The sequence below is a fragment of the Sphingomonas sp. JUb134 genome, from assembly GCF_004341505.2.
Taxonomy (GTDB): domain Bacteria; phylum Pseudomonadota; class Alphaproteobacteria; order Sphingomonadales; family Sphingomonadaceae; genus Sphingomonas.
Genome location: NZ_SLYP02000001.1, coordinates 2,511,693 through 2,532,877 on the forward strand (window position 1 = coordinate 2,511,693; position 21,185 = coordinate 2,532,877).

At 70.0% G+C, this 21,185-nt stretch carries 21 protein-coding genes; 18 read left to right on the forward strand and 3 right to left on the reverse strand.

Annotated elements, in window-relative coordinates; translation table 11 throughout:
• Positions 1-9: 9 nt before the first annotated feature.
• The 9 genes from EDF69_RS11600 to EDF69_RS11640 all read left to right on the forward strand — a co-directional run bounded on the left by EDF69_RS11600 (position 10) and on the right by EDF69_RS11640 (position 7,022).
• A complete protein-coding gene (locus EDF69_RS11600; RefSeq protein WP_132881953.1) occupies positions 10-441 on the forward strand; it encodes a LapA family protein in 432 nt (143 codons plus the stop codon).
• Complete coding sequence (gene pyrF, locus EDF69_RS11605) at positions 438-1,112, forward strand: orotidine-5'-phosphate decarboxylase (protein ID WP_132881952.1); 675 nt, start codon at positions 438-440, stop codon at positions 1,110-1,112. The genes EDF69_RS11600 and pyrF overlap by 4 nt, the downstream gene beginning before the upstream one ends.
• An 88-nt stretch (positions 1,113-1,200) precedes the next feature.
• A complete protein-coding gene (locus EDF69_RS11610; protein WP_132881951.1) occupies positions 1,201-1,413 on the forward strand; it encodes a hypothetical protein in 213 nt (70 codons plus the stop codon).
• A gap of 97 nt (positions 1,414-1,510) precedes the next feature.
• Entirely contained in the window at positions 1,511-2,149 is a 639-nt protein-coding gene (locus EDF69_RS11615; RefSeq protein ID WP_132881950.1) for a phosphoribosylanthranilate isomerase, read from the forward strand.
• Between the two features lie 59 nt (positions 2,150-2,208).
• On the forward strand, positions 2,209-3,438 hold the full coding sequence (trpB, locus tag EDF69_RS11620) for a tryptophan synthase subunit beta (RefSeq protein ID WP_132881949.1): 1,230 nt from the start codon (positions 2,209-2,211) through the stop codon (positions 3,436-3,438).
• A complete protein-coding gene (trpA, locus tag EDF69_RS11625) occupies positions 3,435-4,247 on the forward strand; it encodes a tryptophan synthase subunit alpha (RefSeq protein ID WP_132881948.1) in 813 nt (270 codons plus the stop codon). The genes trpB and trpA overlap by 4 nt, the downstream gene beginning before the upstream one ends.
• Positions 4,244-5,101: an acetyl-CoA carboxylase, carboxyltransferase subunit beta gene (accD, locus tag EDF69_RS11630; protein ID WP_132881947.1), complete on the forward strand. Its 858-nt coding sequence runs from the start codon at positions 4,244-4,246 to the stop codon at positions 5,099-5,101. Before trpA ends, accD begins: the two co-directional genes overlap by 4 nt.
• An 81-nt stretch (positions 5,102-5,182) precedes the next feature.
• Positions 5,183-6,511, forward strand: a complete 1,329-nt coding sequence (locus EDF69_RS11635) for a bifunctional folylpolyglutamate synthase/dihydrofolate synthase (protein WP_132881946.1) — start codon at positions 5,183-5,185, stop codon at positions 6,509-6,511.
• 73 nt (positions 6,512-6,584) lie between these two features.
• Positions 6,585-7,022, forward strand: a complete 438-nt coding sequence (locus EDF69_RS11640) for a DUF6628 family protein (protein ID WP_132881945.1) — start codon at positions 6,585-6,587, stop codon at positions 7,020-7,022.
• Here EDF69_RS11640 and EDF69_RS11645 read toward each other — a convergent pair.
• Entirely contained in the window at positions 7,019-8,377 is a 1,359-nt protein-coding gene (locus tag EDF69_RS11645; RefSeq protein ID WP_132881944.1) for an AmpG family muropeptide MFS transporter, read from the reverse strand. The genes EDF69_RS11640 and EDF69_RS11645 overlap by 4 nt on opposite strands.
• 266 nt (positions 8,378-8,643) lie before the next feature.
• On the reverse strand, positions 8,644-9,075 hold the full coding sequence (locus tag EDF69_RS11650; RefSeq protein WP_132881943.1) for a response regulator: 432 nt from the start codon (positions 9,073-9,075) through the stop codon (positions 8,644-8,646).
• A 123-nt stretch (positions 9,076-9,198) separates the two neighbouring features.
• On the opposite strand from EDF69_RS11650, the gene EDF69_RS11655 reads away from it, so the two are divergent.
• Both EDF69_RS11655 and rsmD read left to right on the forward strand, forming a co-directional pair.
• Positions 9,199-10,800, forward strand: a complete 1,602-nt coding sequence (locus EDF69_RS11655) for a pseudouridine synthase (RefSeq protein WP_339538371.1) — start codon at positions 9,199-9,201, stop codon at positions 10,798-10,800.
• On the forward strand, positions 10,800-11,363 hold the full coding sequence (rsmD, locus tag EDF69_RS11660; RefSeq protein ID WP_132881941.1) for a 16S rRNA (guanine(966)-N(2))-methyltransferase RsmD: 564 nt from the start codon (positions 10,800-10,802) through the stop codon (positions 11,361-11,363). Before EDF69_RS11655 ends, rsmD begins: the two co-directional genes overlap by 1 nt.
• Here the strand turns inward: rsmD and EDF69_RS11665 are convergent.
• The gene (locus EDF69_RS11665) at positions 11,317-12,606 is read right to left on the reverse strand and encodes an MFS transporter (RefSeq protein ID WP_239556003.1); all 1,290 of its coding nucleotides are present in this window, start codon (positions 12,604-12,606) and stop codon (positions 11,317-11,319) included. The two genes, rsmD and EDF69_RS11665, sit on opposite strands and share 47 nt — an antisense overlap.
• A gap of 309 nt (positions 12,607-12,915) precedes the next feature.
• On the opposite strand from EDF69_RS11665, the gene EDF69_RS11670 reads away from it, so the two are divergent.
• From EDF69_RS11670 to EDF69_RS11700, 7 genes are all read left to right on the forward strand, one after another.
• Positions 12,916-15,201, forward strand: coding sequence for an ATP-dependent helicase (locus tag EDF69_RS11670; protein WP_132881939.1), 2,286 nt, complete (start codon positions 12,916-12,918; stop codon positions 15,199-15,201).
• 143 nt (positions 15,202-15,344) lie between these two features.
• Entirely contained in the window at positions 15,345-16,847 is a 1,503-nt protein-coding gene (locus EDF69_RS11675; protein WP_132881938.1) for a glucan biosynthesis protein, read from the forward strand.
• Positions 16,844-18,661, forward strand: a complete 1,818-nt coding sequence (gene mdoH / locus EDF69_RS11680) for a glucans biosynthesis glucosyltransferase MdoH (RefSeq protein WP_339538374.1) — start codon at positions 16,844-16,846, stop codon at positions 18,659-18,661. Before EDF69_RS11675 ends, mdoH begins: the two co-directional genes overlap by 4 nt.
• A gap of 62 nt (positions 18,662-18,723) precedes the next feature.
• A complete protein-coding gene (locus tag EDF69_RS11685; RefSeq protein WP_125960109.1) occupies positions 18,724-18,993 on the forward strand; it encodes a hypothetical protein in 270 nt (89 codons plus the stop codon).
• Between the two features lie 303 nt (positions 18,994-19,296).
• On the forward strand, positions 19,297-19,647 hold the full coding sequence (locus EDF69_RS11690) for a BA14K family protein (protein ID WP_132881937.1): 351 nt from the start codon (positions 19,297-19,299) through the stop codon (positions 19,645-19,647).
• 91 nt (positions 19,648-19,738) lie between these two features.
• On the forward strand, positions 19,739-20,230 hold the full coding sequence (locus tag EDF69_RS11695; RefSeq protein ID WP_132881936.1) for a pyridoxamine 5'-phosphate oxidase family protein: 492 nt from the start codon (positions 19,739-19,741) through the stop codon (positions 20,228-20,230).
• Positions 20,231-20,292: 62 nt separating this feature from the next.
• A complete protein-coding gene (locus EDF69_RS11700) occupies positions 20,293-21,150 on the forward strand; it encodes an alpha/beta fold hydrolase (protein ID WP_132881935.1) in 858 nt (285 codons plus the stop codon).
• The last annotated feature ends 35 nt before the right edge of the window (positions 21,151-21,185 follow it).

Sequence of the window (21,185 nt, forward strand, 5' to 3'; positions counted from 1 at the left end):
GGCACGGCCATGCAATTCCTGAAAACCCTGTTCTGGGCGCTGCTCGTCGGGGTCGTGGTGGCCTTCAGCCTCAACAACATGACGATGGTACCCGTTCGCCTGTGGGGCAGCGTCGTGGCGGACGTGAACCTGCCGCTGCTGCTGATCGTCACCTTCCTGCTGGGCTTTGTACCGGCCTATCTGTCGCTGGTGACGGTGCGGTGGCGGGCACGGCAGCGGATCGCCGCGACGGAGCGGGCGCTGGCGGACCTGCGTGCCGCGCAGGCGACGCCGCCGGCCACGCTGGCGCCGGGCGACCTGCCTACCGCGCGCGTGGTGCCGGCCCCTGCCCCGGCCGTGACCCCGGTCCATGCCGTGGACGCGCCGGTGACCGACAACGCGCTGGGCGAGCACCCGATCACGCCGGGCACCCCGGGCACGATTACCCAGGACCGTTCATGACCTCTCCGATCTACGTCGCTCTCGATACTCCCGATCTCGAACGTGCCAAGGCGCTGGCAAAGCGCGTCCAACGCCATGTCGGCGGCATCAAGCTGGGGCTGGAATTCTTCATGGCGAACGGCCGCCAGGGTGTCCGCGAGATGGCGGACATCGGCCTGCCGATCTTCCTGGACCTGAAGTTCCACGACATCCCGAACACGGTCGCCAAGGCGATCCAGGCGCTGGGGCCGATCAAGCCCGCGATCCTGACCGTCCATGCCGCAGGCGGCCGGGCGATGCTGGAGGATGCCAAGGCGGCAGCGCCGACGGGTACCAAGGTGGTGGCGGTGACGATGCTCACCAGCTTGGACAGCGACGACCTGCGCTCGATCGGCCTGTCCCCGGACCCGCACGAACAGGTCGTGCGGCTGGCGGAACTCGCCAAGTCCGCGGGTGTCGACGGCATCGTCTGTTCGGGCGAGGAGGTGCGCGCAGCGCGTGCCGCATGGCGCGACGGCTTTTTCGTGGTGCCGGGCGTGCGTCCGGCGCAGGGCAAGGTCGGCGACCAGAAGCGGGTGGTCACCCCGCGCGCGGCGCTCGACTCCGGCGCCTCGATCCTGGTGATCGGGCGGCCGATTACCCAGGCGGAAGATCCGGACGAGGCGGCACGCGCGATCGGCGCGACGCTGTAAGCTTTCCCCTCCCGGGCGAGCACCATCGCGGCGGCGGGGCGATTCCCGCCTGATTGACAACCGGACGGTCGAGGCGCAGCCTCGCACGATGTTGGCAGTCGCCCTGGCGCTCCTTGCGAGCCCGCAAAGCTGTGTCGAGGTGCAGCAGCAGTGCCGTGCCTGCACGACCGTCGCGGGGCGGCAGCAATGCTCCAACATCGGCATCGCCTGTCAGCCGGTGCGGCGGATCTGCCGTGCCCCCGACAAGCACGCCCGGCGAGCCCCGGCGGCGGGTCCCAAGGAGCATTCGACCCAGCGCTGAGCCTCGGTTGTCCCGGCGCCTGCCGCCTGAGATGCGGAAGGGCGAGCGCATGTGCTTTCCCCTCGCGCCTGCCGTCCGGCTGTTCTATCGGGCTGCCATGTCAGTTTCCGCCAAGATCTGCGGCCTCTCGACGCCCGCCACGCTCGACGCGGCGGTGGCTGGCGGGGCGAGCCATGTCGGGTTCGTGTTCTTCGCGCCCTCCCCTCGCAACGTCGGGCTGGACCTGGCCGCGGGGCTGGCCGCGCGGGTGCCCGCACAGGTGCGGCGCGTGGGCGTGTTCGTCGATCCCGACGACGCGTTGCTCGACGCAGCGGTGGCGGCAGGGCGGCTCGACTCGATCCAGCTGCACAAGACCGCGCCCGAACGGGTGGCGGCGATCCGCAGCCGCCTGCGCCGGGACACCTGGGCGGCGGTGGCGGTGAAGACCCGCGCCGATCTGGATGCCGCGCGCAGCTATGCCGGGGCGGCGGATCGCATCCTCTATGATGCGAAGACGCCGCCGGGCGCGGCACTGCCGGGGGGCATGGGGCTACGCTTCGACTGGACGCTGCTCGACGGGTTCCGGCACCCGCTGCCCTGGGCATTGTCGGGCGGGCTCGATCCGGCGAACGTGGCCGAGGCGATCGCGCGTACCGGCGCACCGCTGGTCGACGTCTCGTCCGGGGTCGAGGAGGCGCCTGGGGTCAAGGATCCGGCGCGGATCGGCGCCTTCCTGGGGGCCGTCACCCGCGTCTGAGGGTGGTATGCGCGCGGAAAGGGGTTGAGGGCGTCCCCGCCGCTGCTAAAGCCGGGGCCATGAACGCGCCCAACACCTTCCGCGCCCAGCCCGACGAGCGCGGCCATTTCGGCCAGTTCGGCGGCCGCTATGTCGCCGAGACGCTGATGCCGCTGATCCTGGACCTGGAGCGCGAATATCGCGCGGCCAAGGCCGATCCGGCGTTCCAGGCCCAGTTCGACGACCTGCTCGAACATTATGTCGGGCGACCGAGCCCGCTCTACTATGCCGAGCGGCTCACCGAGACGCTGCGCGAGAGCGCGGCACCGGGCATGGGCGCGCAGGTGTGGTTCAAGCGCGACGAGCTCAATCACACGGGCGCGCACAAGATCAACAACTGCATCGGCCAGATTCTGCTGGCGATGCGGATGGGCAAGACGCGGATCATCGCAGAGACGGGCGCGGGCCAGCACGGCGTGGCGACCGCGACCGTGTGCGCGCGCTTCGGCCTGCCCTGCACGATCTTCATGGGTGCCAAGGACGTCGAGCGGCAGCAGCCGAACGTGTTCCGCATGAAGCTGCTGGGGGCGGAAGTCCGCCCGGTGGCGAGCGGCGCGGCGACGCTGAAGGACGCGATGAACGAGGCGCTGCGCGACTGGGTCGCGAACGTCCACGACACCTTCTACATCATCGGCACCGCGGCCGGCCCGCATCCCTATCCGGAGCTGGTGCGCGATTTCCAGTCGGTGATCGGGCGCGAGGCGCGCGCGCAGATGCTGTCGCGCATCAACCGCCTGCCCGACCTGCTGGTGGCGGCGATCGGTGGCGGATCGAACGCGATCGGGCTGTTCCACCCGTTCCTGGACGACGCCGACGTGGCGATGCTCGGCATCGAGGCCGCCGGCCATGGCCTGGACAAGCAGCATGCGGCCAGCCTTGCCGGCGGCGCGCCGGGCATCCTCCACGGCAACAAGACGTACCTGCTGCAGGACGAGGACGGCCAGATCGCCGAGGCGCACTCGATCTCGGCCGGACTCGATTATCCGGGCATCGGGCCGGAGCACAGCTGGCTGCACGAGATCGGCCGCGTGAAGTATGAGGCGGTGACGGACGTGGAAGCGCTCGACGCCTTCCAGCTGCTGTGCCGGAGCGAGGGCATCATCCCCGCGCTCGAACCTTCGCATGCGATCGCAGCAGTGTCGCGCAAGGCACGGGAAATGCGGGAAGATCAGATCATCCTCGCCAACCTGTGCGGGCGCGGTGACAAGGACATCTTCACGGTCGCAGCCGCCCTTGGGGTCGCGATATGAGCCGCATCGCCGACACTTTCGCGCGCTGCCGTGAGCAGGGGCGCGCGGCGCTGGTCACCTTCGTGACCGCCGGCGATCCGAACCCAGAGGCCACGGGTGCGATCCTGGATGCGCTGGTCGCGGGCGGCGCCGACGTGATCGAGCTCGGCATGCCGTTCACCGATCCGATGGCGGACGGGCCGGCGATCCAGCTGGCCAACATCCGCAGCCTGGACGCGGGCACCACCACCGCAGACATCCTGACGATCGTCCGCGAGTTCCGCAGCCGGCACGCCGACGTGCCGCTGGTGCTGATGGGCTATGCCAACCCGATGGTCCGCCGCGGTGCCGACTGGTTCGCGGAGGCGGCAGCGGATGCGGGCGTGGACGGCGTGATCTGCGTCGACATCCCGCCGGAAGAGGACGACAGCCTGGGCGTCGCGCTGCGCGCGCGCGGCATCGCGCCGATCCGGCTCGCCACCCCCACCACCGACGTGGCGCGACTGCCGGCGGTGCTCGATGGCGCCGATGGCTTCCTCTACTACGTGTCCGTCGCCGGGATCACCGGCAAGCAGCAGGCGGCCCAGGCCTCGATCGACGAGGCGGTGGCGCGGCTGAAGCAATCGACCGACCTGCCGATCGCGGTGGGCTTCGGCGTCCGCACGCCCGAACAGGCTGCCGCGATCGGCGGCGTGGCCGACGGCGTGGTGGTCGGATCGGCGATCGTGGAGATCGTCGGCGTACACGGCACCGCTGCGGCGGAGCCGGTGCGCACCTATATTCAGTCGCTCGCCGCCGCGCTGGCGAGCGCCCGGAAGGAACTTGCATGAGCTGGATTACCCGCGTTCGCAACGCGCTCCCCTTCGTCGCCCCGCGCCAGACGCCCGACAATCTGTGGCACAAGTGCAAGGGCTGCGGTCAGATGGTCTTCACCAAGGAATTGGAGGAGAACCAATATGTCTGCCCGATGTGCGACCATCACGAACGCATCGGCCCCAAGGAGCGCTTCGCCTATCTGTTTGACGAGGGCAGCTGCGAGACGCTGCCGAGCCCGACCGTGCCGGAGGACCCGCTCAAGTTCCGCGATTCCAAGCGCTATGCCGATCGGCTGAAGGCCGCGCGCGCCAGCACTGGGGACAGCGATGCCTGGATCAACGCGCTGGGCACGATCGACGGCCACAAGGCCGTGGTGGGCGTGCAGAACTTCGGCTTCATGGGCGGATCGATGGGCCAGGCCGTGGGCGAGGCGTTCATCGCCGGCGTGGAAAAGGCGATCGAGCAGAACTGCCCGTTCATCGTCTTCACCGCCTCCGGCGGCGCGCGCATGCAGGAGGGCATCCTGAGCCTGATGCAGATGCCGCGCACCACCGTGGCGATCGAGATGCTGCATGATGCGGGGCTCCCGTACATCGTCGTGCTCACCGACCCGACCTCGGGCGGGGTAATGGCCGCCTATGCGATGCTGGGCGACGTGCAGATCGCCGAGCCCAAGGCGACGCTGGCCTTCACCGGCCGCCGCGTGATCGAGAGCACGATCCGCGAGAAGCTGCCGGACGATTTCCAGACGTCGGAGTACTACCGCGACCATGGCCTGATCGACATGGTCACGCACCGCAAGGAACTGCGCAGCACGCTGGCCGAGCTGATCGATTTCCTGTGCGTGGGCAACAAGCAGGCGGCGTGATCCGCGGGCGCCGGCTCTCCGACACGAGCCGGCGCCACTTCCCCCGCGACGGCGGCGCCAAGCGGCGCTAAGGGCGCTGCCATGCCCGACCATGCCCGTTCCGCCGACCCCGCCGTACAGTTCCAGCTCGACCGCCTGATGGCACTCGGCCCGGGGGCCGACGTGCTGGGGCTCGACCGGATCACGCGGCTGCTCGCGCGGCTGGGCGATCCGCAACGGGCACTGCCGCCGGTGATCCATGTCGCCGGCACCAACGGCAAGGGATCGACCTGCGCCTTCCTGCGCGCGGCGCTGGAGGCAGCGGGCAAGACCGTCCACGTCTATACCAGCCCGCATCTCGTGCGCTTCAACGAGCGCATCCGGGTCGCCGGCCGCCTGATCGGGGACGCGGAGCTGGCAGCGCTGCTGGCGGAGGTGCTGGAAGCGGGCGCGGACATCGGTGCGAGCTTCTTCGAGGTGACGACGGCGGTCGCCTTCCTCGCCTTCACCCGCACGCGCGCGGACGCCTGCATCATCGAGGTCGGGCTTGGCGGGCGGCTGGATGCAACCAACGTGATCCCGGCCCCCGCCGCCACGGCCATCGCGCAGCTGGGCATCGATCACCAGGCGTTCCTGGGCGACACCGCCGAGGCGATCGCGCGGGAGAAGGCTGGCATCGCGAAGCCCGGCGTGCCGCTGATCACCATGGCCTATCCGCCGACCGTGGCAGAGGCGGTTGCAGCGGTGGCGGGCGCAGCCGGTGCGCCGCTCTTCCCCCGCGGCAGCGACTGGTCATTCCGGGTCGAGAGCGGCGAGCTGTGCTACCGCGACGCGAAGGGGACGCTGGTGACGCCGCTCCCCGCGCTCGCCGGGCCGCACCAGCCGGCGAACCTGGCGCTCGCGATCGCCACGCTGCGCCACCAGACGCGGATCGCCGTTCCGGACGCCGCCTTTGCCGCAGCGGCACGGGAGGCGCGCTGGCCCGCGCGGATGCAGCGCCTGGCGCAGGGTCCGCTGCTCGCGCTGCTGCCCTCCGGGTCCGAGCTGTGGCTGGACGGTGGGCACAACCCGGCGGCGGCCGATGCGGTGGCGGACACCATCGAGCGGGTGGCGCACGGGCGCCCGGTCCACCTGGTGCTGGGGATGCTCGCCAACAAGGACGTCGAGGGGCTGCTGGCGCCCTTCGCCCCCTTCATCGCGAGCCTGACGGCAGTGCCGGTGCCTGGGCACGCGGATCACAGCCCGGCCGAGCTGGTCGAGACGGCGCACCGCCTGGGCATCACGAGCACCGCGGTCGCCGGCGAGGTTCCGACGGCGCTACGGATGGTGGCCGGGCGGGCGGACGCAGGGGAGCCGCCGGTGGTGCTGGTGCTGGGCTCGCTCTACCTGGCGGGCACGGTTCTGGAGGCGAACGACGAACTGCCGGATTGATGCGTCTTATTGATATTGACTTGCAATAGAGGTCGTACGAACCTGCTGCCACCCTTCGCGGCAGGAGACTCGCATGACCACCGCCCAGCCCCTTTTGCATTCCCTGTCCGAGATGCTGCCGCACGGCTGGCCCTCGCATGAAGACCGGCTGCTGCTCCTCTATGGCATCCGCCGCACGGGGGCGAACGGACTTCACGACGCGGCGGCTGCGCATGCGTACATGACCGCGTTCGGCCGTGAGTTCCGGCGCCCCCTGCTGCTGCTGCGCGCGCTGATGGCGGAGGTGTCGAAGACGTCCGCCAATCCGATCCAGATCGCCCCCTGCTGCTGCCCGCGCATGACCTCCGGAGAGGCCGCGCTGGTCGACGTGCTCGGCTCCGTCGAGACGCAGCCCGAGCGGGCGGAGCTGCTGCTGCGCGACCTGCTGGGCGTGCGGCACGCGGGTGGGCTGGTTGCCACCGCCCACCTGCTCGCGCTGGCGTTCCGCGACGGCGGGCGGCCGCTCGACTAGGCGGCGGCGGGTGCCTCGTCCGGCACCTTCTCGGTGCCGGGCTGGCGGACGTTCTGGACGACGAAGCCGCGCCGCCACAACAGGCCCAGCAGCAGTAGCCCCGGCAGCGCCACCACCATCGTCAGCAACCAGAAGCCGACCCAGCCGAGCGCGTCGGCAGCGATTCCGGCGGGTGCGGCGAGCCACGTCCGCCCGACCGCGGCGAAGGAGGACAGGAGCGCGAACTGGGTGGCGGTGTAGGCGAGGTTCGAGAGACCCGAGAGATAGGTCACGAACACGGTGAGACCGATGCCGCTCGTCACCTGCTCGGTGGCCACCGCGATCGTCAGCCAGGTCACGGAATGGCCGTGCATGGCGAGGATCGCGAAGGTCAGGTTGCTCAGCATCATCAGCACGCCCGAGGCGATCAGCGCCCGTCCCATGCCGAGCCAGGCCATGAACGGCGCGGCGAGCGCGGTGCCGACGATCAGGCCCCAGAAGCCGACCACCTTGTTGATGGCGATGAACTCGGTGTCGGAGAAGCCGAGCTCGACGATCATCGGGTTGAGCATCGCCTGCCCCATGGCGTCGCCGAGCTTGTAGATCAGCACGAACAGCAGGATCAGCACCGCGCCGCGTCGGCGCAGGAACTCGCGGAAAGGCCCGACGACGGTGTCGCGCAGCCACTGGCCGTGCGATCCTTCGCGCGCGACAGTGGCATCGTGGCGGCCGGGTCCTGCATACAAGGCGCCCAGCATCGCCGGCACGACGCAGAAGGCGGTGAGGCCATAGCCCAGCGCCCAGCCGAGGCCCCACCCCTCCGGCGAGGCGATGGCGATGGTGCCGACGCCGGCGATGAGGTTGCCGATGCGATAGCCGAACTGGTTGTTGGCGGTGCCGAAGGGCAGCTCCTCGTCGGAAAGGATCTCGATGCGATACGCGTCGATGACGATGTCCTGTGTCGCGGACAGGAAGGCCGTCACGATCGCCCAGAAGGCGAAGAGCCCCAGATGCAGTTCCGGCTGGCTGGCCCCGAGCATCCACACCGACACGAACAGGAGCGCCTGGACGAAGAACAGCCAGGCCCGGCGCTGCCCGACCAGCCGCGTGAGCACCGGCAGGCGCAGCCGATCGATCAGCGGCGCCCACAGGAACTTGAGCGTGTAGGGCGTGGTGAGGCCGATCGCGAAGCCGATCGTCTTCTTGTCGATGCCGACCTTGGCCAGCCAGAAGCCCATGGTGCCGAGCAGCAGCGTGAGCGGGAAGCCGCTGGCGATGCCGAGCAGGAAGGCGACCAGCGGCTTTGGCCGCACATAGGGCGCCATCGCTGCCACGCGGCGCCTGCCCCCGTTGCGCTCGCCGGCGACCTCAACCATTGCACTTCCCTCGAAACGCCGCCCCGGCAGCAAACCGCGCGCACCCTAGCGCGGTCGCGTCGCATTTGAAGGGGCGCATGTCGGCCTGCCGCAAATCCCCCTCATTCGGCTGGGGTTCATCTCCAGGGAGTGATAGAAGAAGGGTCGACGACGAGGCTCCGGACGGAGCGTCGGTACGTCACCCGTCGTCCCGCGTGTCTTACGGACAGCAACCATGCACGCGGGACGTCGGGACTATCGCCGGACCGACCCTCCAGCGAACATGCTCAAGCGAGCTTCGCGAAGAGGCTGAAACTGGTCGGCAGCTTGCGCGGGGTCTTGCCGTCCAGCAGCGTTTCCAGCGCCTCGATCGCGGCGAGGAGGTCGCGCTGGGGATAGGGCTTGGCAAGGCAGCCGACCGCGAGTTCGCGCGCCCCCTCCGGGCAGGCGCCCGTCACGAACATCACGGGGATGCCGCGCTGGCGGGCCGCGCGCGCGACATCGATGCCGCTGCCGTCGCTCAGCGACACGTCCACCAGCACCAGGTCGATCGGGGCATCACTGTTCACCGCGGCGAGGCCTTCGCTCACCAGATCGGTAGTGGCGACGATCTCGAATCCCGAATCCGCCAGAAGATGTTCGGCGTCGAATGCGACCAACGGCTCATCCTCCACCACCAGGATGCGCTGGATCCGCCGCTTCTTCTTGCCAAACAACATCCGCCGCTCGCTTCCCTCTCTTCGGGGTCTGCCCTATAGCGTAGAAACACCCGAACCGATCGAACGATCACCGCCGCCGCACGATTTCGTCGCGCAGGCGTAACAGGATAGCATTTCCCCATCGTGTCGACGTCCAAGACCAATGAACCGCAGCGAATCGCAAAGCTGCTCGCCCGCGCCGGGGTTGCCTCGCGCCGCGACGTCGAACGGCTGATCGAGGCGCGCCGCGTCGCGCTCGACGGCGTGCCGATCGAGACGCCTGCGACGCTGCTCACCTCGCTGCGCGGCATCACCGTGGATGGCGAGCCGGTGCAGGCCGCCGCCCCGACCCGGCTATTCCGCTATCACAAACCCGCGGGCGTGCTGACCGCCGCGCGCGACCCGCACGGCCGCCAGACGATCTATGACCGCATGCCCGGCGACCTGCCGCGGCTGATGCCGGTCGGCCGGCTCGACCTCAACACCGAGGGGCTGCTGCTGCTGACCACCGACGGCGAGTTGAAGCGCCAGCTGGAACTGCCGGCCACCGGTGTCGAGCGCACCTATCGCGCGCGTGCCTATGGCGACGTGAGCCAGGCGCAGCTGGAAGAGCTGATGCTGGGCGTCGAGATCGAGGGCGTCCGCTACGGCCCGATCAACGCCAACATGGAGCGGCGGACCGGCACCAACGTCTGGATCGAAATGACCCTGACCGAGGGCAAGAACCGCGAAGTGCGGCGCGTGCTCGAGTATCTGGGCCTCCAGGTCTCGCGCCTGATCCGCACCCGATATGGCCCGTTCTATCTGGAGGACATGCCGATCGCGTCGGTGGACGAGATCCGCCAGCACGACCTGGTCGCATTCCGCAAGACGCTGAAGGACCGGCCCACCAGCAAGCCCGCGCCCGAGGGCGCCGATCCGGCGGCGCTGAAACAGTGGCGCCGCGAGCCGTCGCGCGATCGCACGGCGCCGCGACCGCGTCCTTCGCCGGTACCCTATGGCGAGCGGGTCGCGCGCGAGGTGCAGCCGCACCCGCAGGCGTTCCGCCGCAGCCGACCGGCGGACGAAGACACGGGCGAGGCGCCGCGCGGGAGTGGCTTCGGCAAGCGCACCGCCGAACGCGGCCCGCGTCGCAAGGACGGTCTCGCCGGCCGCCGCGACGAGGCGGGCGCACCGCGCAGCCCGCGGGGCCAGCGCGCAGCGGCCTTTGCCGACCGCACGGGCCGCAAGCCGGCCGCCGAGCGGGCGGAGCGCCCCGCCGAGGCGGGACGTGGCGACAAGCCCCGCCGTACGCTGTCGGCAGCCTTTGGTGGCGAACGTCCGGCGCGCGAGGATCGACGTCCGCCGCGTGGCGAACGCCCCGAGCGGACGGAGCGTCCCCAGCGAGGCGAGCGTCCGCAGCGCGCGGATGGACCGCGCAGTGCATTCGGGAAGCGGAGGTCCGGGGACTATGGCGCTGCCGCACCCCGCGGTGATGCCCCTCGCGGCCCCCGCGGCGAAGGTCCACGCACGGCCCGCCCCGAGGGGGCGCGGCCGCCGCGTGGCGACGGGCCGCGCTCTGGCTATGGCGCGGGTGCGCCGCGGGGCGATGGCCCGCGCGCTCCTCGCGGAGAGGGACCGCGTTCGCCGCGGGGTGACGCTCCACGCTCGCCGCGCGGTGACGCATCGCGTCCGCCGCGGGGTGATGGTCCCGCTCGTCCGCCGCGGGGCGGACGGCCCGGCGGTCCTCCGAAGGGTCGCCGCTGATGCGCATCATTTCCGGCCAGTGGCGCGGGCGGCCGATCGCCGCACCCAAGGGTGAGGCGACGCGCCCGACCGCGGATCGCACGCGCGAGGCGCTGTTTTCCATGCTGGCGAGCCGGGTCGGCAGCTTCGAGGGGCTGGCGGTCGCGGACCTGTTCGCGGGCTCGGGCGCGCTCGGGCTCGAGGCGTTGTCGCGCGGCGCGGCGTCGTGCCTGTTCGTGGAACAGGACCGCCACGCGCTCGACGCGCTGCGCGCCAATGTCGAGAAGCTCGGCGCCCGGGGCGCGCAGGTGCGGGCGCAGTCGGTGCTGGCGCTGGGGCCGACCGCGACGCCGCTCGACCTGGTGATGATGGACCCGCTCTATGCGAGCGGGGCCGGCTGGGTGGCGGCCGACAAGCTCGCGCGGCTCGGCTGGATCGGACCGGCGACCTGGGTGAGCGTCGAAACCGGGCGCACCGAGGATGCCGATGCCGCCGGCTTTGTGATCGATGCCGAGCGCGTCTACGGCAAGGCCAAGCTCACTTTGCTGCGCCGCGCGGAACCAGCCACAGACCCCCAAGACTGAACAGTCCGGCGACGGCGAGGTAAAGCCCCACCGGGGTGAGCCCGCCCGCCTGGGCGAAGGCCTCGGCCGCCATGGGCGTGACCGCGCCGCCGATCACGCCGCCGACGTTGAACGCCATCGACGCGCCGGTGTAGCGCACGCGCGGCGGGAACAGGCCCGGCAGCCAGGCGCCGAGCGGCCCATAGACGAAGCCCATCGCGAACAGCGCGATCGCCAGCCACGCCGTCACCGCCGCGACGGTGCCGCCGCCCATCAGCGGCTGCATTAGCAGGCCGGCGATCACCACGCCGCCGCAGCCGAAGGCGAGCACGCGACCGGTGGTGCTGCGATCCGCCCACCAGCCGGCGAGCGCAATGCCGGCGGCCATGAACAGGATCGCGAACAGCTGCATCGAGAGGAAGGTCTCGCGCGGGAAGCCAAGGCGGGTGGTGCCGTGGCCGAGCGCGAACGCGGTGGCGATATAGTAGAGCGCGAAGCAGGCGACCGCCCCGAAGGTGCCGGCGAACGTCCCGCGCAGGTGACTGCGGAAGAGTTCGGCGAGCGGCACGGAGGCGGGTGCCTCGTGTTCCAGGGCGGCGCGGAACTCGGCGGTCTCGGTGAGCTTCAGGCGCACCCACAGGCCGAGACCGACCAGCAGCGCGCTGGCGAGGAACGGCAGCCGCCAGCCCCAGCTGCGGAAGGCCGCCTCGTCGAGGCCGAGCCCGAGCAGCAGGAACAGGCCGTTGGCGGCGAGGAACCCGACCGGTGCGCCCAGCTGCGGCACTGATCCGAAGCGGCCGGCCCAGCCCTTGGGCGCATTCTCCACCGCCAGCAGCGCCGCCCCGCCCCACTCGCCGCCGAGGCCGAGCCCCTGGGCGAAGCGCAGCAGGCACAGCAGGAACGGCGCGAGCAGGCCGACCTGGCCATAGGTGGGCAGAAACGCGATCGCGAGGGTCGAGCCGCCCATCAGCATCAGCGACGCGACCAGCGTCGACTTGCGGCCCATCCGGTCGCCGAAATGGCCGAACAACGCTGCTCCGAGCGGGCGGGCGAGGAACGCGAGGCCGAGGCTGGCGTAGCTCAGCATCAGTCGCGCCGACTCCGACTCGGCCGGGAAGAACAGCGTGGGGAACACCAGCGCCGCGGCAGTTGCGTAGATGTAGAAATCGTAGAATTCGACGGAGGTCCCCACCAGGCTTGCAAGCAGGATGCGGCGGCTGGACGGGCCGCCCCCGGCAGGCAAAACGGCGGCCGGGATCGGCATCGCGGCGGACGAATGGCTGGTCATGAGCGCTGGTTGGCGGGCGCGTTGCGCAAGGTCAACCTAGCCGCGCATCTTTGTTGCAGATGATAACGCCGCAGCGTAGCATCGTTACGCACCCTATCTCGTGCTCCTGCGAAGGCAGGAGCCCACGGTTCCGAGCGTGACAGGTCGTTGTTCTGCTTGGCCCTGGATCCCTGCTTTCGCAGGGATACGGCAGCTGCCGGGGCGGCTATTGCCTCAACCTCCAGCGCGAGGAATGCCATGGTTCAAGCCTTGCCCCGGCAGGCTTCGTTCCCTAGCTGTTCGCGCATGACCGTGCCGCAGACGCCCCCCTCGCCCCAGGACCCGCCGTATCTGCGGGGCCTCAACGACCCGCAGCGCGAGGCGGTGCTGACGAGCGAAGGTCCGGTGCTGGTGCTGGCCGGCGCGGGCACGGGCAAGACCGCGGCGCTGACGGCGCGGCTGGCGCACCTCCTCTATACGCGCAAGGCATGGCCGTCGGAGATCCTGTCGGTCACCTTCACCAACAAGGCCGCGCGCGAGATGCGCGAGCGCGTCGGGCGGCTGGTCGGCGATGCGGTGGAGGGCATGCCGTGGCTCGGGACCTTCCACGCGATCGGCGCGAAGATGCTGCGCCGCCATGCCGAGCTGGTGGGGCTGCAGTCGAACTTCACCATTCTCGACACCGACGACCAGCTGCGGCTGATGAAGCAGCTGATCGTGGCGGCGAACCTCGACGAGAAGCGGTTTCCCGCGCGCCAGCTCGCCGGCGTGATCGACAGCTGGAAGAACAAGGGGATGACCCCCGCCGACGTCGACGCGGGCGAGAGCGAGCGTTTCGCCAACGGTCGCGGCGGCGAGCTGTACCAGCAGTATCAGGACCGCCTGAAAGCGGTGAACGCCTGCGACTTCGGCGACCTGCTGCTGCACGTGCTGACCATCCTGCGCACCCATCGCGACGTGTTGGAGCAGTATCAGCAGCGCTTCCGCTACATCATGGTGGACGAGTACCAGGACACCAACTCGGTTCAGTATCTGTGGCTGCGGCTGCTGGCGCAGGAGCGCAAGAATATCTGCTGCGTCGGCGACGACGACCAGTCGATCTATTCCTGGCGCGGCGCGCAGGTGGAGAACATCCTGCGCTTCGAACGCGACTTCCCGGGTGCTAAGGTGATCCGGCTGGAGCAGAATTACCGCTCCACCCCGCACATCCTGGGCGCGGCCGGCGGCGTCATCGCCAACAACAGCGGCCGGCTGGGCAAGCAGCTGTGGACCGAGCTCGACGCGGGCGAGAAGGTGCGCGTGATCGGCGTCTGGGATGGCCCCGAGGAAGCGCGCCGCGTCGGCGAGGAGATGGAGGCGTGCCGCCGCGCGGGCAAATCCTATGACGAGATGGCGATCCTGGTTCGCGCCCAGCACCAGACCCGCGAGTTCGAAGACCGCTTCATCGCGATCGGCCTTCCCTATCGTATCGTCGGGGGCCAGCGCTTCTACGAGCGGATGGAGATCCGCGACGCCATCGCCTACCTGCGCGTCGTCAACCAGCCGGCCGACGACCTGGCGTTCGAGCGCATCGTCAACGTTCCCAAGCGCGGGCTGGGCGACAAGGCGGTAGCGACGGTGCACCGCTATGCGCGCGCGACCGGCAGCCCGCTGATGACGGCGGCGGCGCGCATCCTCGATACCGACGAGTTGACCGGCGCGGCGCGCAAGTCGCTCGGCCGCTTGGTCGGCGACATCGCCCGCTGGCGCGACATGGCGCGCGACCTGCCCCACCCCGAGCTCGCCCGCCAGCTGCTCGACGAGAGCGGCTATACGGCGATGTGGCAGGCGGAGAAGTCGGCCGAGGCGGCCGGGCGGCTGGAGAACCTCAACGAACTCGTCCGCGCGATGGAGGAGTATGACAGCCTGGGCGCGTTCCTGGAGCATGTCAGCCTGGTGATGGACAATGAAGGCGCAACCCAGGAGCCGCAGGTCACCATCATGACGATCCACGCCGCCAAGGGGCTGGAGTTCGACACGGTGTTCCTGGCCGGTTGGGAGGAAGGACTGTTTCCCTCGCAGCGTTCGCTCGACGAGGGCGGGCTCGCCAGCCTGGAGGAGGAACGCCGCCTCGCTTATGTCGCGATCACCCGCGCGCGACGGTTGGCGGTGATCCTGCATGCCGCCAACCGCCGCATCTATGGCCAGTGGACCTCCTCGCTCCCCAGCCGCTTCGTCGGCGAATTGCCGGCCGAGCATATCGACGCCGAGACCACCATGGCGGGCGGCGAGAGCCTGTGGCGGGCCAACTGGTCCGAGCGGGCCGATCCGTTCGCGGACGTCAGCCGCGGCACCGGTCGCGGGCCGGGCTGGCAGCGGGCGGCGAGCAGCGGATCGACCTTCACCCGCGACGCTCCCCGTGTGATCGAAAGCCGCGCGAGTGCGGTGAGCCTGGGCAACAAGGGCCGCAGCGACGTGAGCGTCGGCCTGCGCGTGTTCCACCAGAAGTTCGGATACGGCACGATCGCCGCGATCGAGGGCAACAAGCTGGAGATCGATTTCGAGACCGGCGGGCGCAAGCGCGTGCTCGACAGCTTCGTGACGATCGGCTGAGTGGGCGTGGCGGACGCGGCCTTGCTGTCGCTCCGCTTCTCTGCACGGCCGGCCGCGTTCGGGATTTGAACCCAAAGGCGTGCCCTTGCGTTCAGGCATCTGTTGCGCTGCAACAAATTGCCCGATCACGGCTTGGAGCCCGCATGCGATACCCGACCCGACGTGAGATCGTCGCCACTGCCGGCCTGGCAGCCCTTTTCGGCGGCCCGTTTGCCGCCATGGCGCGCAAGACGCAGAGCCCGGCCCAGCCCTTTTCCTGGGAGGCACTGCAGGAGCGCGCCGCGACCCTCGCGCGCCAGCCCTATCGCGCGCCCGAGCGCGTCGCGGCGGCCGCGGCGATCGACTATGACGCGGTCGGTTCGATCCGCTACCGGCCGGAAGAGACGCTGGCGGGCGGCATCCGCCTGTTCCCGCTCGGCCGCTATGCGCCGACCCCGGTCAAGATCAACATCGTCGAGAACGGCCAGGCGCACGCCGTCCCCTTCTCGCGTGACCTGTTCCAGGCGGTGTCCGGCCATGCGCCGCCGCTCGGCATCGCCGGCTTCCGCGCGATGGTGCCGGGCAAGGAGAGCGACTGGATGGCGTTCCAGGGGGCTTCCTATTTCCGCACGGCCGGGTCGCAGGACCAATATGGCTTGTCGGCACGCGGGATCGCGATCAACACCGGCATTTCCGGGCGCGAGGAGTTCCCCGACTTCACCGAGTTCTGGATCGAGCGCACCGGTGCGGACGCCTATACCGTCTATGCGCTGATGGACGGCGCCAGCGTGACCGGCGCCTATCGCATCGCCAGCCACCACCAGAACGGCGTGCAGCAGGACGTGTCGGCGGTGCTGCACCTGCGCCGCGACGTCGAACGGCTGGGCATCGCGCCCGCCACCAGCATGTTCTGGTATGGCGAGGGCAACCGCGGCGCGGCCGTCGACTGGCGCCCGGAGATCCACGACTCCGATGGCCTCGCCCTGCTGACCGGACGCGGCGAGCGTATCTGGCGCCCGCTGGTCAACCCGCCGCACGAGACGCTGGACAGCTTCGCCGACGAGAACCCGCGCGGCTTCGGCCTGCTCCAGCGCGACCGCGACTTCGACCATTATCAGGACGATGGCGCCTTCTACGACCGCCGGCCCAACCTGTGGGTCGAGCCGCGCGGGCAATGGGGCCGCGGCAACGTGGTGCTGTTCGCCTTCCCGACCGCGGCCGAGACGGTCGACAACATCGTCTCCTTCTGGGTGCCGGCAGAGGCGCCCAAGGCGGGCCAGCGATTGCAGTTCGACTATGGCCTGCGCTGGGGATCGGACGATCCGACGCTGTCGCAGGCGACCGCGCACGTGGTCGACAGCTGGACCGGCGTTGCCGGGCGTCCGGGCGACGCGCCGACCAAGGGCGCGCGCAAGCTCGTCGTGGACTTCGAGGGCACCGGCCTTGCCGGTCTCGACCGGTCGAGCGGGGTCTCGCCCGCGATCGACGTCGCGCGCGGCAAGCTGATCGCCAGCGCCGCCTATCCCGTGGTCGGGCAGAAGAACCGCTGGCGGATCACCGCCGACATCGCGCCCGAGGGCAATGGTCCGGCCGACGTGCGGCTGTTCCTGAAGCGGGGCGACCGTGCGCTCAGCGAGACGCTGTTGTTTCCGGTGTTCAACGGGTGAAGCAGCCGGCTCGCCTCCCGGCAGAGGCCCCCATCGACATGCCGGTCCAGCAGTTCGACGGGCCGCCGCCCCCGCGCAGGATTCCCGAACCCTGGTCGGGTCCCAGCGAGGACGGCGGCGACCTGCTCGCACGGCGCGTGCTGCTGGTACTGCTCACCGCGATGCTGGCGACCGCCGCCTCGACCGCGCTCAAGGAGTCGCTGGTCGCAGATGGCTGGAGCGTCACCGACGCGCTGCTACTGGTCATCTTCTTCCCGCTGTTCGCGCTGATCTCCTTCGGGTTCATCAATGCGTCGATCGGGTTCCTGCTGCTCATCACCGGCCTGCGTCCCGGCTTCATGCCGACCCCGCGCTGGTCGGCGCCGCTGAAGGGCCGCACCGCCATCCTGATGCCGGTCCACAACGAGGACGTGGCGGCGGTCTATGGGCGCATCGCCCAGATGGCCGAGGCGATCGCCCAGGGCGGCATGGCCAAGCACTTCGACTTCTTCATCCTGAGCGATTCCGCCCCCGAAGCGGAGGCGGAGGAAGTCGCGGCATGGCGGGCGCTGGCGCAGCAGCTCGACTGCGCGCTCTACTATCGCCGGCGGACACAGAACGTCGGGCGCAAGCCGGGCAACGTCGCCGAGTGGATCCGGCGGTTCGGCGGCGCCTACGACTATATGCTGATGCTCGATGCCGACAGCCTGATGGGTGGCGACACGATCATCGGCATGGCGCAGGTGCTCGACCGGCGGCCAGCGGTGGCACTGCTCCAGACGGTGCCGATGGTGATCGGCGCGACCACGCTGTTCCAGCGCTGGATGCAGTTCGCGAGCCATCTCTACGGCCCGATCTCGACCGCCGGGCTGGTGTGGTGGTCCGGGTCGGAGGCGACCTTCTGGGGCCACAATGCGCTGATCCGCATCGAGGCGTTCGCCGCCTGCTGCGGCCTGCCCGAGCTTCCCGGCGGACCGCCGTTCGGCGGCACCATCATGAGCCACGACATGGTGGAGGCGGCACTGCTGCGGCGGCGCGGGTGGCGGGTGCACATGGTGCTGACGGATGCGACCTTCGAGGAATATCCGCCGACGCTGATCGATGCCGCCGTCCGCGACCGGCGCTGGGCGCAGGGCAACATCCAGCACCTGCGGCTGCTCGGCGCCTCCGGCTTCCACTGGATCAACCGGTTGCAGCTGTTGCTGGGCGCTTCGGCCTATCTCGCCTCCCCGCTCTGGCTGCTCTTGATCCTGACCAGCATCGTCCAGGCGCTGGTGGGCGAGCCGAGCCTGATGAACCGGGGCACCTCGGCTGTGGTGCTGGCGGTGACGCTGCTGCTGCTGTTCGGACCCAAGCTGCTGAGCGTGATCTGGGCGACGGCCGACCGCGAGCGCCGCGAGGCGCTGGGTGGATGGCGGACGATCGGCCGGTCGGTGCTGCTGGACGTGCCGCTCTCGATGCTGGTCGCCCCGGCGATCGCACTGACGCAGACGATCGACCTGGTCGGCATCGCCGCGGGCAAGCGGTCCGCCTGGGACCCGCAGAGCCGGCAGCGCGACGGCCTCGCCATGCGCGACATCCTGCCGCGCTATCGCTGGCACCTGGGGTTCGGGGTGGTGCTGCTGCTCCTGTCGCCCCTGATGCCGGTGACGGCGCTGTGGCTGCTGCCCGTCACGCTGGGGCTGCTGCTCTCGCCGCTAGCGGTTCAGTGGACCGCGAGCGCGCGCGCGGGTGCCTGGGCTGCACGGCACGCGATCTTCGAGCCGCGCTACGGACAGCTGAGGACGGCGCCGCTTCCCGAACAGCGCGTGGGGCCCGCTCCGACGCCGGTCTGACGGCGCCGGTGCACCGTTTTCCGGGCCTGGCGCGTTGCGGCTCCATCAAGAGGAGGTGAGCCATGGAAATCATCCGATTGCCGAGCGGAGAGGTGGCGCCGGGCGACGTCGACTGCATCAGCATCGTCGCGCTTTCGGACGGCCGGTATGACCTGTCGGGCGCGGCGCTGGTCGCCTGCGGCGACGGCGATGAGGTGCAGTCGGTGGCGCTGATCGGCCTGCCGCCGTTCGAGACGCGCGAAGCCGCCGAGGACGCAGGGCTCGCCTGGGCGGCGGAACAGTGCGTCGAGCGTATCTATGTGACGGACGTGGAGTTCTGCGTGCAGCCCTAGCCGCGGCGGGCGCCGCTTGCCCCGAAGGCCGAGCGGCGCCCGGTGCTTAGCGGAAGAACAGGAAGTAGAGGATCAGCACCACCGGGAGCGGCACGCCCAGCACCCACAGCAAACAGCCTCGCTTCATCGTTTGATCTTTTTCGTTACGGCCAAACAACGTGGGCTCACCGGTTTAGTTGCCGGGCCGCCGAGATGCCGGCCTGACGCGTCCGCCGCTCTTGCTCATCTGCGGGAAACATTCCTCCGGCTAGGGGTTCTGCCCCCGCCGCCAGTGTATCGGCGGACCGAGGGAGTAAGAAGTCCATGCAGAAGTTGCTCGCAGGCGCGCTTGGCGCCGTCCTGGTCATGATCGCCCCCGCTGCCTCCGCACAGGCGCGACACGATCCCGCACCCCACGCCCAGGGCCAGCACCAGCAGAGCCGCACGACCGTTCGGACGGTCACCCGCACGACCACGACCACGCGCGGCAACAGCTATGGCAATTGGAACAACGGCTGGGGTGCGCGCCCCGGTGCGCCGACCGCCGCCTATCGCGGCCGCCAGAACGACTGGTACCGCCACGTCCGCGCCTGCCAGCAGCGCTTCCGCAGCTACAACAGCCGCACCGACAGCTACACGGTGCGCCGTGGCGTGACCCGCCGCTGCACGCTCTGACCCATGCTGGAGCCGGGACGCGCGTCCCGGCTCCCTACCGGAACCACCTTGGCTTTCCGCCCGTTGGCGCGGCGAACTGCAGGAGAGCCGCATGCCGACGCCCCAGGAAATCCAGACCCGCTTCTGGAAGGCGCTGAAATCCGATCGCACGCTGATGCTCGGGATCGACGGAGTCGGCGACGGCCATGCCCAGCCGATGACGGGCCAGACGCTGGACGGCGCGGAGCACGGGCCGATCTGGTTCTTCACCACTAAGGACAACACGCTGGTCAAGGAGATGCGCGAGGGCACCCGCGCCACCGCCCATTTCGCCTCCAAGAACCACGAGGTGTTCGCGAGCATCCACGGCAACCTGGTCGTGGAGCAGGATCGCGCCATGGTCGACCGGCTGTGGAACCGGTTCGCGGCCGCCTGGTACGAAGGCGGCAAGGATGATCCCAATCTGGAGTTGATCCGGCTCGATGCCGAGCACGCGAAGATCTGGCTGGACGAGTCGAGCCTGTTCGCGGGCATCAAGATCCTGCTGGGGGTCGATCCCAAGGCCGATTACGCCGACAAGGTCGCCGACGTCACCCTCGGCTGACCGCCGCCCTTTCCCGGCCGGCATCGCCGGCCGCCCTGCTCCCCCCGCACAAGGAGTTGCCGATGCCGACTGTCGAGACCCGCGACGGTACCAAGCTGTATGTGAAGGACTGGGGCAGCGGACCCGCGGTCGTGCTGATCCACGGCTGGCCTTTGTCCTCGGACAGCTGGGACCCGCAGGCATTCGCGCTCGCCAACGCCGGCTATCGCGTGATCGCCTATGATCGTCGCGGCTTCGGCCGGTCGGAACAGCCGTGGTCCGGCTATGACTATGACACGCTGTCGGACGATCTGGCCGACGTGATGGAGGCGTGCGGCGTCACCTCGGGCGCGACGCTGGTCGGCTTCTCGATGGGCGGCGGCGAGGTCGCGCGCTACCTGTCGCGCCACGGCGGCAAGGGCGTCGCAAAGGCGGTGCTGGTCGGGTCCGTCGTGCCCTACATGCTCCAAGCCGACGACAATCCGCACGGCGTGCCGCGCGCGCAGCTGGAGGACATCACCCGGCAGATCGAGGCGGACCGGCCGAAGTTCATGGCCAACTTCCTGGACCAGTTCTTCGGCGTCGGCTTCATCACCAGCCCAGTGAGCGAGGAGCGGCTGCACTGGGCGTGGAACCTCACGCAGCAGGCGGGGCTCAAGCCCACGCTCGCCTGTGCCGAGGCGTTCGCCTTCACCGATTTCCGGCCGGACCTGGCCGCGTTCACCGTGCCTACGCTCGTGATCCACGGCACGTCGGACGACACGGTGCCGATTGACGCCACCGGCCGGGCGGCGGCCGCGGCGATCCCCGGCGCCACGCTGATCGAATATGACGACGCCCCCCACGGCCTGTTCGCGACCGATCAGGACCGGCTGACCGACGACCTGCTCGCGTTCCTTGGCGATCCGGTGGCGGCGACCCACGGCGGCACCATCGTCTGATCCCCGGCGCGCGGCGGGATGCCGCCGCGCGTCCC